Origin of the sequence: Peptoniphilus sp. BV3AC2, assembly GCF_000478945.1 — a bacterium.
GTDB classification, from domain to species: Bacteria; Bacillota; Clostridia; order Tissierellales; family Peptoniphilaceae; genus Peptoniphilus_B; species Peptoniphilus_B duerdenii.
The window spans coordinates 1-13,338 of the sequence record NZ_AWXD01000029.1 but is presented as its reverse complement, the minus strand read 5'-3'; the positions used below and the strand labels follow the sequence as shown (position 1 = coordinate 13,338).

Sequence of the window (13,338 nt, the reverse complement as noted above, 5' to 3'; positions counted from 1 at the left end):
GTTACTTTTTCTAAATCAACGTTTCTCAACTAAATCACCTTTCAAAGAAAATGTGTTTGCATCAGTTATATTTACATCTACGATCTTTCCTATTAAATCTTTTGGTCCATCGAAGTTTACAAGTTTAAATTCATCTGTTCTTCCGCTTAATTTATTTTCATCGGATTTTGAAGTAGATTCTACTAGAACCTTCCTTACTTTTCCAATTTCATTTTCATTCTTCTTAAGTTGTATAGGATATATTAAATCCAAAAGTCTATTGAACCTATCGTGCTTAATTTCTTCTGGCACCTGATCCATTTCATATGCCTTGGTACCTTCTCTCATGGAGTAAATAAATGTAAATGATGTGTCATATTCAACATACTTACATAGATCTAAAGTATCTTTGAAATCCTCTTCTGTCTCCGTTGGAAATCCAACCATAAGATCTGTGGAAAGTGCAATTTCAGGAACTATTTCTTTTACCATATCAATCTTTCTAATATATTCTTCTTTTGTATAATGTCTATTCATATCACGAAGAACTTTTGAAGATCCAGCTTGCACAGGAAGATGTAAGAAGTTTTTAAGCTTATCTAAATCTCTATAAGCGTAGGCAAGCTCTTTTGAAAAATCTCGTGGATGAGAGGTCATAAATCTTATTCTCTCTATTCCATCTATTTCATTTACCATTTTCAAAAGATCCACGAAGCTTACATTGTTTGAAAGGCTCTTTCCATAGGAGTTTACATTCTGCCCAAGAAGGGTTACTTCCTTAACACCATGGGACGCAAGACCCTTAATTTCATTTACTATATCCATTGGTCGTCTACTCTTTTCACGGCCTCTAGTGTAAGGTACTATGCAGTAGGTGCAGAAATTGTTGCATCCATACATTATATTTACAAAAGATTTGAAAGAATACATCCTGTTTGCACCGAGCAAATTGTCTTCATTGGAATAATTCTCTTCAATATCAACCGCTCTAACTCCATTTTCAAGTCTTTCAAGTAAAAGTTTTGGAAATTTATAAATATTATTCGTTCCAAAAATCATATCTACATTTGGAAATTTTTCAAGAACAATGTCTCTGGATTCTTTTCTCTGCATCATGCAGCCGCAAACTGCCACAAGAAGATTTTCATTTTCTCTCTTCTTGCCCTTTAGTTCGCCGAGCCTTCCATATACTTTATCCTCTGCGTTTTTTCTGATGGAACAGGTATTTATAATGTATAAATCTGAATTTCTATCAGACATATAAAAATCCATCTGTCTTAGGAGCCAATCTATTTTTTCAGAGTCGTGCTCATTCATTTGGCAACCAAAAGTTTCTATATAAGCGGTCCTTTTGCGACCATTTTTTTCAAAAAATTCTCTATTTAATTGTTTTATTTCATTGACTACATTCCAAAAATCGTAATCATATTCTGTTAAATCTAAATTTATATTTTTATCCATAATCATCCTCAATTCTAATACATATCTATTTTACACAAGGTTAAGAAAATAGTAAAGTAATTGACTTTTCGCCGATTTAACCTTTTAGAAAAAACTATATTTGTTGTATAATTGATTTAGGAGGAGCTTATGAAAAATATAGAGACAAAAGAAGATTTAAAAAAAGCAACAGACCTCGCCCTTACGGTTTCTATGATTATGGTCAAAAACGGAGCAGAAATCTTTAGAGCTGAAGATGCTTCAGAAAAAGTACTTCGTGCAATTCCAGAGATTACTCAAGCTGACTCTTACTGCTACCCTACAGGTGTCTTTGTAAGTTGCGAATACAGAGGCAAGGACTACACCATGTTTAGAAAAATATCTCTTGAGACTTATAATATGAAGCCTGTTGAGGATTGCAACACTCTATTAAGGGATTTTGTAAATACTGATTTATCTTTAGATGAAGCGCTTAACCGTGCTCAAGAAATTTTTAATAGAAAACCAGCATCGCGAAAGCAGATCACCATTGCTGCGGCCTTTGCCTGTGCGTTCTTTGCACTTCTATTCGGTGGTGACTTCAGAGATTTTTTTGCAGCAGCCATTGCTGGATTTACAGTCTCAAATGTAATCTATAGTTTGTCTCAGTATTCACTTACGTTTTTTATAGAGAACTTCATTGGTGCATTCTTATCAGCTCTAATCGCTGTATTTTTAAATAAGATTGGTTTTGGAAATAATGTAGACTACACAGTTATAGGAGCTATTATGATCCTGGTGCCAGGATTTCCTATTACAAACGCTGCTCGGGATATATTTTCAAACCAATATATGAGTGGTATTATCGGTGTTACTAAGGCTCTATTCCAAGCATTTTCAATTGCTGCTGGAGTAGGTATTGTTTTAAAGGTGGTGGGACTATGAAACTATTAATAGAATTTTTCATAAGCATGTTCGCAGTCTTTGCTTTTACATACTTTTTTAATACTCCTAGAGATACAATGGTTCTTGGTGGAATCATCGGAGGATTATCATGGGTGATTTTTAAACTAGTTCTACCTTATAATGACTCTTATCTCTTCGCAGGATTTTTAGCGTCTATGTTTATAGGGATTAGCTCAGAAATTGCAGCTATTGTTTTTAAACACGCTGCGACTATGTATATTTTGCCTGCACTTCTACCACTTGTGCCAGGAGCAGGGATCTTCTATTCTATGTACTACGCAATTAATGGTGATACTGTCAATATGAAGATAGCTACTATGCAAACCATCTATCTAATTATTTCACTTGCAATTGGAATCGTCGCAAGTTCAACATTCGCAAGACTATATAAGTTTCACTCTAAAAATAGAAAATTAAAAAAAGAAAATAATATAGATTAATTTTAAAAAATATTATAAAAGGCGGATTTGATATGAATTCAAAATCCGCCTTATTTTTTTGTGTATTTAATTTTATTCTTCGTTTAAGTTATAATTCTTCGTTTAATATAAAAAATGCTGAGTTAAAACCCAGCATTATTTTTATTTATTTTTGATTTTTATTGTCTTTGTTGTTTGTGTTGTTTTGATTTTTTTGGTTGTTAGTTTTATTTTCTGTACCTTGGTTCTTGTTGTTTTTAGTTTCGTTTTTTGAACCTTCTGTGTTTTTATCGTCAGCTTCTTTTCCAGGTACTTTAACCTTTAATTCTTCTGGTAGTTCATAATCCTTCTTAGGATTTATATACTTCTTAACCTTTGCATCTTTTTCAAGCTTGTTTAGGTATTCAGTAAGTTTTTCTGAAGTTCCAGTTTCAATGATTTGATCTTTAACTTCGTCAAATTCTTTGTGTCTTAAACTGTTTAGTTTGATTAGATGGTATCCGAATTGAGTCTTAACTGGATCAGAAATTTCTCCTTCTTTCATTTTAACTACTGCATCTTCAAATTCTTTTACCATTTGACCTGTTGAGAATTCTCCAAGTTTACCACCGTTGTCTTTTGCAGTTGGATCTTTTGATTTTTCTTTTGCAAGTTCATTGAAGTCTTTTCCTTCTTCAATTTCTTTTTTGATGCTTTTAGCTTCATCTTCTGTTTCCACTAGAATGTGATCAGCGTCTGCCACAAAGTACTTATCTTTATCTTTTTCGTAGATAGCTTTTGCATCTTCTTCAGATATTTTAAGTTCTTCTTTTAGGTGGTCTTGATATTCTTTAACTAATTCTTGTTTAGCTAAATAATCTCTAAAGAATTTTTCAGTGATTCCTTGTTCTTTAAGTTGTTCTTCAAATTTTTCTTTTGAACCAGATTGTTCAATAATAGCATTTATTTGTTCATCAACTTTCTTTTCATCGACTTTGATATCTTTCTTTTCAGCATCTTGTCTTACAAGTTCCATTTGAACTAAGTTGTTTAGTACAAATTCTCTGATTCCTTGGTCGATAGTCATATCTTCTTTTCCAAGTTTTTCTTTTAGATAATCTTCTCCAGAAGTTAAAACTATTGAGTTTCTTTGTGCTGCATATTCTTCGTTGAATGTTTCAACTGGAATATCTACTCCATTTACTGTTGCTGCTACTCCAGGTTTATTTCCACAAGCTGTAAGTGTTGTGGTAAGTACTAAACCTAGTGAAAGTACTTTAGCTATTTTTTTAAAATTCATAATAACATCCTCTCTTTAATAATTATTTATTATACTACACTTTTATTGCAAAGTCAGTGTTATCTATGTGAATAAATGACGGAAATTAGCTTCTTTAAGTTATTTAATGGATCTTTTAGCCCTTTTATGGAAATTATTCCTCTCTTTAAATCCACATTTGACTGAGGTATAGTGTATTTTATCTCGTTTAATAGGGTTGGATTTAGGTTTCCTTTTAGAAAACTTATTGTGTAGATTCCATTTCTTTCTATGATCGAAACTATATTTGATTTCTTTGCCATCTGTCTCATATAAGATATGTCCATAAGGTTTATGACATTCTTTGGAATATCTGAAAATCTATCTACTAACTCATCCACAAGATCTCTGTAGTCATCTAGATTTTCTATAGTTGCAATCTTTTTATATATTTCAAGCACTGTCTCTTCGTCTTCTATATAACCCTTTGGAATATATGAATCTACTTTTAAATCTACAACCGTATCTACTTCTTCTTTTACCTCTTCCCCTTTTAATTCCTTAACCGCATCTTTTAGATATTTTATATAGAGATCATATCCTATTGATTCAATATGACCGTGTTGTTTCTCTCCTAAGATAGATCCAGAGCCTCTAATTTCCAAATCTCTCATGGCAATCTTGTAACCTGAACCAAATTCTGTAAATTCCTTAATAGATTTTAATCTCTTAGAAGCAATTTCACTTATTTCAGTATTTTTTCTATAGGTAAAGTAGACATAGGCGAGCCTATTTGACCTTCCTATTCTACCTCTAAGTTGGTAGAGCTGTGAAAGACCAAGTCTGTTTGATTCTGTTACAATCATAGTATTGGCATTTGGCACGTCCATTCCAGTTTCAATAATTGTAGAACAGATAAGCACATCTATTTCTTGGTTTATAAATGAAAGCATAGTATCTTCCAACACTCTTTCACTCATCTGTCCATTTGCAATTCCAAATGTAGCTTCCGGCACTAATTTTTTTAGTTTTAATAGGATCTCTTCCATATTGCTTACTCTATTTGAAACGTAGTAAACCTGTCCACCTCTTTCAATTTCTTTTAGAATGGCTTCTCTTATGAGCATGTCATTTTCCTCTGTGACATAGGTCTGTATCGGAAATCTCTCTTCTGGTGGTTCTTCTATAACAGACATATCCCTTATTCCTATCATACTCATTTGTAAAGTCCTTGGAATTGGTGTTGCAGTTAAAGTAAGTGAGTCTACAGATTCTTTTAAAAGTTTTAGAGTTTCCTTGTGCCTTACTCCAAATCTCTGCTCTTCATCCACAATTATTAGCCCAAGATCCTTAAACTTAACATCTTTGGATAAAAGTCTGTGGGTTCCAATGGCTATATCTATAAAACCTTTTTTTAAATCATCAATATCTTTGTCAATTTCTTTTTTTGTTCTGAATCTGCTAAAGACAGAAATGGATACAGGAAAATCCTTAAATCTTTCCACAAATGTATTGTAATGTTGTTGAGCAAGTATGGTCGTTGGCACCAATACTGCTACCTGTTTACCATCCATTACCGCTTTAAATGCCGCCCTTATTGCTACTTCAGTCTTGCCATATCCTACGTCTGCACAGAGAAGTCTATCCATTGGCGTTGGACTTTCCATATCCTCTTTGATTTCTTTAATAGCATTTAGTTGCCCTTCGGTTTCTTCATAAATAAATGCATCTTCAAATTCACCTTGCCAAGGAGTATCTTCGCTAAAGGCAAATCCCTTTGCATTAGCTCTCTTTGCATATAGCTCAATGAGGTACTTCGCCATCTCTTCCACAGCTTTTTTCGCCTTGGACTTTTGCTTTTGCCAATCCTTTGAACTAAGTTTATTTACTTTAGGTTTTATTCCTTCGTTGCCGACAAATTTATGAATGACATCCAGATTTTCAACTGGCAAGAATAGTCTGTCATCGCCTTGGTAAGATAATTCTAGATAATCACGTCTTATTCCTTGGATATCCATGGTCTTAGTTCCATTGTAGACACCGATTCCGTGAATTTCATGAACCACATAGTCACCGATTTTTAAATCTTTTAAAACTATTGTGTTTTCTTTTTTCTTCTTTTTATTTTTCTTCTGAGGTTGATTTAATATTTCTCCATGATTTAGAACGAGAGTTTTATTCTCTCTTATCTCAAACCCTTCGTTTAAGGTCCCAGTAGTCACCACAACCATCGAAGATAATATTTCCATGTTCCTGTCCTCTGAAAAATTTGCGGCTATCTCGTTGTCATTTAGAGTACTTATAAGCCTCTTTGCTTTTTTTTCAGAACCAGACATGATAAGAACTTTGTAACCTTTGTAAAGATATGTTTTTAAATCCTCGACAAATACTTTTATTCTACCAAGATAGTTTACAACAGACTTCATATTTATGTTTAGCGACATCTTTGGATAGAATTCTCTAGTTGGATTTAAAAGTGTATTTAATGATAAAACTTTTTCTTTATTTATTTTTGAAATGGTGCTTTCAATTTTATATCTAACTTCGTCAAACGATTCTGTAATTTCACCTCTAGACATAAGATCTGCTAGATTTTCTAAGAATATTTCTTCCTTGTCGTTTTCACCATCTATGATGAACCTAGGATCTTCTAGTACAAATAGTGAATCTTCCATATAATCTACAATAGAAGATAAATATTTTTCATCTATAAACGGAAGGATTAAGTCTATATTTTTCGGTAGAGTAAAACTTTCTAAAGCATCGAGATAAGGTCCAAATTTTTCTTCTAACCTTTCCTTAGCAGTCTTATCCTTGGTCTTTTTAATTTTATTTTCAATCTTATTTTTTATTTTTAAAAATTCATCTTCATCTAAGATAAGTTCTTTTACAGGGACAATCTCACATTCATCCAAATTTTCTAGAGATCTTTGGCTTTCTATGTCAAACTTTCTTATGGAATCAACTTCTGTGTCGAAAAGTTCAATTCTAAAGGCTCCGTTTGGCGAATAGATATCGATGATTCCACCTCTTATTGAAAACTCTCCCAGTGTTTCAGTCTGTATAGTTCTTTCGTATCCAATCTTTAAAAGATAGTTTACAAATTCATCCAGATCAATATCCATTCCAAATTCAATTTTTCTAATATTTTCCGTAAATATTTTTGAATTTAAAATCTTATCCCTAATTGCCCTAAAAGTAGTCACAATTATAGGTTTATCGCCTCTATAAATGCTATATCTAGCTTGTAATCTTTCCTTCAGATTGTCCTCAGTTTTATATTCTCTTTCATAAAAGAATAGATCCTTTGCCGGATAGAACCACGCCTTTTTACCTAAAGATTTTAAATCTTCAGTAACCTTTTTACACCTGGTCTCATCTTTACAAATGACAATTGTATTATTAAAATCTTCAGAGATTGTATATACAAAAGCTCCAGTTGCTCCCTCAGACCATCCAAATAGTCCAGCAGAATTATCCCTATCGATGTAATTTAAGGCGTCCTTATATACTTTTAAATTTTTAAAAATATCTTTTACTAAATCCATGCTTCACCACAAAAAAGCTGTCATTCAGACAGCTTATTATTATAATTATTCATTACATAATCGGCACCATGTTTTATAAAATCTAAAATTGCATCACAGGATGCGTCGATTATATTTTCTAATTTTTCCTGATCCTTCTTTTCAAACCCACTTAAAACATAGTTTGCAAGGTCAATCTTTCTTTCGTTATTACCGACTCCCACCTTTAGTCTAGGAAATTTGTCATCGTTTAAATTATAAATTATGGACTTCATTCCATTATGAGATCCAGCACTTCCGCTCTTTTTAAGTCTAAGAGTAAATGGTGTTATATCAATATCATCTACTACCACCAACAGATTTTTAAGATCCACCTTGTAGAAATTCATCACTTCTCTAACTGCTTCTCCAGAAAGATTCATAAATGTCTGCGGTTTCACGAGTATGACCTTCTCTCCATTTATATTAATCTCTCCGATTAGAGATTTAAACTTAATCCTATCGACTCTTGCCCCTTCTCTCTTAGCAAGTCTATCAATAGTTAAAAACCCTATATTATGTCTTGTGAGTTCATACTTTGAACCAGGATTTCCCAGTCCAACTATTACAAACATTTAGTCAAACATTTCGGAAACAGATTTATTTCCATTTATTCTTCTAATAGCTGAAGCGAAAATAGGAGCAACATTTACAACTTCAAGAACTTTTCCAAGTTTTTCTTCTGGAACTTCTATTGTATTTGAAATTACAAACTTTTCCATTATAGAATTTTCAAGTCTATTAAATGCTTCCCCAGAAAGTACTCCGTGGCTTGCACAGCCGTATACTTTCTTAGCACCATTTTTTCTAAGTGCTTCTGCTGCTTTACAAATAGTTCCAGCAGTATCTATGATGTCATCGATAAGTATACAGTTCTTGCCATCTATGTCTCCGATGATATTCATAACTTCTGAAACATTTGGTTTAGGTCTTCTCTTTTCAATAATAGCGATTGGTAAGTTTAGTCTATTTGCAAATTTTCTTGCTCTAGTAACTCCACCTAGGTCAGGAGAAACTACTACAAAATTACCTGGATCTTCATTTACTATATCTTTGAAATATTCTGAAAGATATGGAATAGCTGTTAAATGATCCACTGGAACATTGAAATATCCTTGGATTTGACCTGCGTGTAAATCCATGGTTACAATTCTTTGAGCTCCAGCTACTTCAAGTAGGTCTGCAACTAGTTTAGATGTAATTGGTTCTCTAGCCTTGGTCTTTCTATCTTGTCTTGCATATCCATAGTAAGGCATAACTACGTTTATTCTTCCAGCTGATGCACGTTTAAGAGCATCTACCAAGATTAAAACTTCCATCAAGTTGTCGTTTACAGGATTTGATGTAGATTGAATGATGTAAACATCTTTTCCTCTTACAGTTTCGTTGATGTCGATTTGGATTTCTCCATCTGAAAACTTGTTAACTACACAGTCTCCTTGTTTTACTCCTAGACTTTCACAAATTTTAGCTACTAAAGCTTTGTTAGAATTACCTGTGAAAATTTGAATATCTCCGTTTTCTAAATTCATTTTTCTCCTCCTAAACCTTTTCTTTTTACCCAATCGTCAATATTTTTTTGATTTGATCTTTCTATAGAAAGTTGAAACTTACTAACATTTTTTGTAATCGTAGAACCAGCAGCAACATATCCATATTCTTCTATTTCAACCGGCGCCACAATATTTGAATTAGACCCTACAAATCCATGGTCATGAACTACGGATCTAAATTTATTCTTACCATCGTAGTTTACAAAGATAACTCCACAACCGATGTTTACATTAGAACCAACATCTGCATCACCTATATAGGCAAGATGAGACGCCTTTGTGCCATCACCTAAAGTAGAATTTTTAACTTCAACGAAGTTTCCTAGCTTCACCTTTTTTCCTATCTTGGATTTAGGTCTTAGATGTGCATTAGGTCCAATAGTTGTTTCATCTCCAACTTCGGAATCCTCAATGGTAGAACTATCTATCTTAACATCATTTCCTATTATGGAATTATCTATTCTAGAATTTCCATAAATCAGAACATTTTTTCCTATTTTAGTATTTCCTTGAAGAACAACTCCCGGATAAATTACCGAATCTTCTCCAATTTCGACATTTTTTTCAACCACAACCTGATCCATATTTATAAAACTTACTCCATTTTCCATAAGTTTTACAATATTTCTACGATTAAATAATCTTTCAAGCTCTTCAAGTTCTAGCCTTGAGTTTGCTCCCATGATTTCATTTGAATCCTTGGCAATATATGCTCCAACAGGGACATTGTCTTCAGTAAGTTTTCCTAGAATATCGGTTAAGTAAAGCTCCCCTTGAGCATTATTAGTATCTAATTTCTTTAAGTAATCTCTTAGTACCTTTCCGCTAAAGGCAAAAATACCAGAATTGATTTCATGGATTTTCTTTTCTAATTCAGTAGCATCCTTTTCTTCAACGATTCTCTCAACAGATAGAGATTCATTTCTTACTATTCTACCGTAGCCGTATGGATCTTTTACCTTAGCAGTTAAAACAGTTGAAACGTAGGAGTTTTTTTCGTGAAAATCCAAGAATTCTTCTATAGTTTCTTTTGTAATTAGTGGCGCATCACCATTTAAGACGATGACAGTATCATCATCTTTATAAAATTCATCTGCACACATAACTGCAAATCCAGTTCCATAAGGCGCATTTGGTCCTATTTCTTGGATTGCAAAAAGAACATTTTCATCTTTATAATATTCAATTACTTTTTCTTTTTTATAGCCACATACAAGTACGATTTTATCAATACCCGCATCTCTACAGGAGTCGATAACATGACTTGATAGTGCTTCGCCAGAAACTTTGTGAAGAACCTTAGGAAGATTTGATTTCATCCTAGTTCCTTCTCCGGCGCATAAAATAATCGCAACTTTCAATTTGTCACCTCTAACCTTTTTTATTATACCTTTACACAGAATTTATAACAAGTATAAACTCCATCTCTATTCTAAAAGTTCTTAAGAGCTATTGATTCAATAAGGTTTGCACACTTTTCAATGTCGTCAATACACATTTCAAGTCTATCTAAAATTCTTGTCCAAATAATAAGAGTCTTTGCATTATCTTCTTTTACATATAGATCTCTCATGGCATTTAGATAAATCTTATCTCCTTCTTCCTCGATTCTATTTACTTCAATAACTTTTTCTTTTAATGATGTACTATTGCTTTTAGAATTAAACTCTATAATTACTTCATAGAGCATATCCACTGCAGATACAATAAGTTTTGACATCTCTAGAGCAAAAGGTCTAATTACATCTACATTTAGCATGTATAGAGCAAGAAGCACATCTTCTATTGAGTCGGTAGGATCGTCAAGAGTTTCAATAAGTAATGAAATATCTTGTCTTTCAATTGGAGGTACAAACTCTTTAATAAGATTATTTATTGTAATATGAATGATTTCATCGTTTGAATGTTCAATCTCATGCATAGAATTCATATTTAAAAATAGATCGCTCGCCTTATAATTACTTATAATTTCATCTAGAAGTCTCGATGCCGCCATAGTGCCTTCAATCATCTTTTTAAAACTATCAAAATAATCAAAATTTTTCTTTTTCATAACTCACCTTACAAATAAAAATATAAATTTACTAAAAATATATCCAAGAAATACGGTAGCTGGTAGAGTAAGTATCCAAACAAGAGCCATCCTCATTCCAAACTTCCAATTTATGCTGCTAAGTCTCTTTGAAGCGCCAACACCCATAACAGAACAAGTTACAGAATGTGTCGTGCTTATTGGAAGACCTATTAAAGTTGCTATAAGTAAAACTATAAAAGAACTTAAATCAGCAGAAAATCCTTCATAATTTTCAAGGTTCACAAGGTGCATTCCCACAGATTTAATAATCTTCTTGCCACCAATGGAAGTTCCAACTCCCATAGCAATTGCAAGAATCAAAGTTATCCAAATAGGATAAGCACCATCTATCTTGTATCCTTCATTAAGAGTAATAAATACAACCAAGAAAAGACCTACGAGCTTTTGACCATTATGGGCACCATGCATAAAGCTAAGAGCCATAGAACTTAAGATGTTTGCAATGTTAAAAGGCTTCTTAACCTTGGTCCTATCGTGATTTTTAAATACTATTTTAATAATACTTACGATAAGATATCCAAGTAAAAAACTTAAAATCATAACAGCAATAAATCCAATTAAAATCATAATTAATGCTCTGAAATTTATACCATCAAAAGATTTTGTAAGTCCAATAAAACTTCCGATTAAAGCTCCGATTATACAATGGGATTCCGAAGTTGGATATCCGAGTTTCCAAGAAATGTAAATCCAAGAAACTATGGATAAAAAAACAGAAAAAATAGAAATAAAAACAAAAGTATTATTTCCAGCAAAATCTACTAAATTTAAAATTGTAATTGCTACTTTCGGAATAAAAATACCAACAGAAAGCACTCCAAAAAAATTCATAATTGAAGAAACTATAATAGCTAAATCTACGTTTAAAGAACGGTTAGATACAGTAGTTACAATTGTGTTTGGACTATCTGTAAAACCATTAAGAATAAACATTATTATAAGTAGAATTGTAATAGTTAAAATAGCAGGAGAATTAGCAATTTCTCCTAAAAATTCTGAAAAACTTAAATTCATCTTTCCACCTTATATAAAAATTATATATTTTATTTAATTATACCATATAAAAAAGAAGTAAAAAAACAAGCTTTTTACATTGCAAGTAAAAAAGCATAAAATAAATAATATTATTTTATGCTTTTAATAAGTTTTTTAAATTTCACAATAAAAAAAGACCTCCTAGTAGAAAGTCTGGCGCGTCATAGAGGATTCGAACCCCTGGCCTTCTGATCCGTAGTCAGACGCTCTATCCAGCTGAGCTAATGACGCAAATAAAAAAATGGAGCGGATGACGAGATTCGAACTCGCGACCCTCGCCTTGGCAAGGCGATGCTCTACCACTGAGCCACATCCGCATAAATTATATATATGAAATTTTTGGTGGAGGAGAGTGGATTTGAACCACTGAAAGCGAAGCTAACGGATTTACAGTCCGTCCCCTTTGGCCAACTTGGGTACTCCTCCATATCTTTTGGAGCTGGTGAGAGGACTTGAACCCCCAACCTACTGATTACAAGTCAGTTGCTCTACCAATTGAGCTACACCAGCAAGCCTTTTATTTATATATCTTTAATATTTTATTTAATCCTCTTTTAATCGAACTTCGTTCGATACTAATTGGTCTCTTGCTGACAAATTCTTCGAATTTGAAACGCCGAGACATTTGACCTACGACGAAATCAAAGATTTCTGTTAGGTCAAGAAGCTACACCAGCAAGCCCTATTAAAATTTAAAATTGGCGACCTGGATCGGGCTCGAACCGACGACCTCCAGCGTGACAGGCTGGCATTCTAACCAACTGAACTACCAGGCCAATATTTGGTGGGCACAATAGGGCTCGAACCTATGACCCCCTGCTTGTAAGGCAGGTGCTCTCCCAACTGAGCTATGCGCCCAAATAATGGTGACCCTGCCGGGAATCGAACCCGGGATACCACCGTGAAAGGGTGGTGTCTTAACCGCTTGACCACAGGGCCTTATTGGTAGCGGCGAAGAGATTTGAACTCCTGACACTGCGGGTATGAACCGCATGCTCTAGCCAACTGAGCTACGCCGCCATATTTAAAAATAAACACACATTAAAAAATGGTAGCGGGAGCAGGATTT

At 33.3% G+C, this 13,338-nt stretch carries 10 protein-coding genes and 8 tRNA genes; 2 read left to right on the top strand and 16 right to left on the bottom strand.

The features are described 5' to 3' along the window. Positions 1-15: 15 nt before the first annotated feature. Positions 16-1,446 carry a tRNA (N6-isopentenyl adenosine(37)-C2)-methylthiotransferase MiaB gene (gene miaB, locus HMPREF1252_RS07260; RefSeq protein ID WP_008902480.1) on the bottom strand — a complete coding sequence of 477 codons (1,431 nt, stop codon included), beginning with the start codon at positions 1,444-1,446 and terminating at the stop codon, positions 16-18. A gap of 123 nt (positions 1,447-1,569) precedes the next feature. Between miaB and HMPREF1252_RS07255 the strand changes: the two genes are divergently transcribed. Both HMPREF1252_RS07255 and HMPREF1252_RS07250 read left to right on the top strand, forming a co-directional pair. After that, positions 1,570-2,343, top strand: coding sequence for a threonine/serine exporter ThrE family protein (locus HMPREF1252_RS07255; protein ID WP_023060031.1), 774 nt, complete (start codon positions 1,570-1,572; stop codon positions 2,341-2,343). Next, positions 2,340-2,804 (top strand): threonine/serine exporter family protein, encoded by a 465-nt coding sequence (locus tag HMPREF1252_RS07250; protein WP_023060040.1) that lies wholly within the window; start codon positions 2,340-2,342, stop codon positions 2,802-2,804. Before HMPREF1252_RS07255 ends, HMPREF1252_RS07250 begins: the two co-directional genes overlap by 4 nt. 145 nt (positions 2,805-2,949) lie before the next feature. On the opposite strand, the gene HMPREF1252_RS07245 is transcribed toward HMPREF1252_RS07250, so the two are convergent. The 15 genes from HMPREF1252_RS07245 to HMPREF1252_RS07175 all read right to left on the bottom strand — a co-directional run bounded on the left by HMPREF1252_RS07245 (position 2,950) and on the right by HMPREF1252_RS07175 (position 13,289). Next, positions 2,950-4,062 carry a peptidylprolyl isomerase gene (locus tag HMPREF1252_RS07245; protein ID WP_023060038.1) on the bottom strand — a complete coding sequence of 371 codons (1,113 nt, stop codon included), beginning with the start codon at positions 4,060-4,062 and terminating at the stop codon, positions 2,950-2,952. 59 nt (positions 4,063-4,121) lie between these two features. Beyond that, the gene (gene mfd, locus HMPREF1252_RS07240; protein WP_023060033.1) at positions 4,122-7,568 is read right to left on the bottom strand and encodes a transcription-repair coupling factor; all 3,447 of its coding nucleotides are present in this window, start codon (positions 7,566-7,568) and stop codon (positions 4,122-4,124) included. 20 nt (positions 7,569-7,588) lie between these two features. After that, positions 7,589-8,161, bottom strand: coding sequence for an aminoacyl-tRNA hydrolase (gene pth, locus HMPREF1252_RS07235; RefSeq protein WP_008902485.1), 573 nt, complete (start codon positions 8,159-8,161; stop codon positions 7,589-7,591). Further along, a complete protein-coding gene (locus tag HMPREF1252_RS07230; protein ID WP_008902486.1) occupies positions 8,162-9,118 on the bottom strand; it encodes a ribose-phosphate pyrophosphokinase in 957 nt (318 codons plus the stop codon). After that, a complete protein-coding gene (gene glmU / locus HMPREF1252_RS07225; RefSeq protein WP_023060032.1) occupies positions 9,115-10,500 on the bottom strand; it encodes a bifunctional UDP-N-acetylglucosamine diphosphorylase/glucosamine-1-phosphate N-acetyltransferase GlmU in 1,386 nt (461 codons plus the stop codon). Before glmU ends, HMPREF1252_RS07230 begins: the two co-directional genes overlap by 4 nt. 71 nt (positions 10,501-10,571) lie before the next feature. Then, on the bottom strand, positions 10,572-11,192 hold the full coding sequence (locus tag HMPREF1252_RS07220; protein ID WP_008902488.1) for a DUF47 domain-containing protein: 621 nt from the start codon (positions 11,190-11,192) through the stop codon (positions 10,572-10,574). Between the two features lie 3 nt (positions 11,193-11,195). Continuing rightward, positions 11,196-12,248, bottom strand: coding sequence for an inorganic phosphate transporter (locus HMPREF1252_RS07215; protein WP_023060026.1), 1,053 nt, complete (start codon positions 12,246-12,248; stop codon positions 11,196-11,198). Positions 12,249-12,423: 175 nt separating this feature from the next. Beyond that, positions 12,424-12,500: transfer RNA gene (locus HMPREF1252_RS07210), tRNA-Arg, on the bottom strand. 11 nt (positions 12,501-12,511) lie between these two features. Then, positions 12,512-12,586, bottom strand: a tRNA-Gly gene (locus tag HMPREF1252_RS07205). A gap of 23 nt (positions 12,587-12,609) precedes the next feature. After that, positions 12,610-12,695 (bottom strand) — tRNA-Tyr (locus tag HMPREF1252_RS07200). A gap of 8 nt (positions 12,696-12,703) precedes the next feature. Continuing rightward, a tRNA-Thr gene (locus HMPREF1252_RS07195) sits at positions 12,704-12,779 on the bottom strand. Positions 12,780-12,968: 189 nt separating this feature from the next. Beyond that, positions 12,969-13,045 (bottom strand) — tRNA-Asp (locus HMPREF1252_RS07190). Positions 13,046-13,051: 6 nt separating this feature from the next. Beyond that, a tRNA-Val gene (locus HMPREF1252_RS07185) sits at positions 13,052-13,127 on the bottom strand. Between the two features lie 6 nt (positions 13,128-13,133). Continuing rightward, positions 13,134-13,208 (bottom strand) — tRNA-Glu (locus HMPREF1252_RS07180). 4 nt (positions 13,209-13,212) lie between these two features. After that, positions 13,213-13,289, bottom strand: a tRNA-Met gene (locus tag HMPREF1252_RS07175). Positions 13,290-13,338 lie beyond the last annotated feature (49 nt).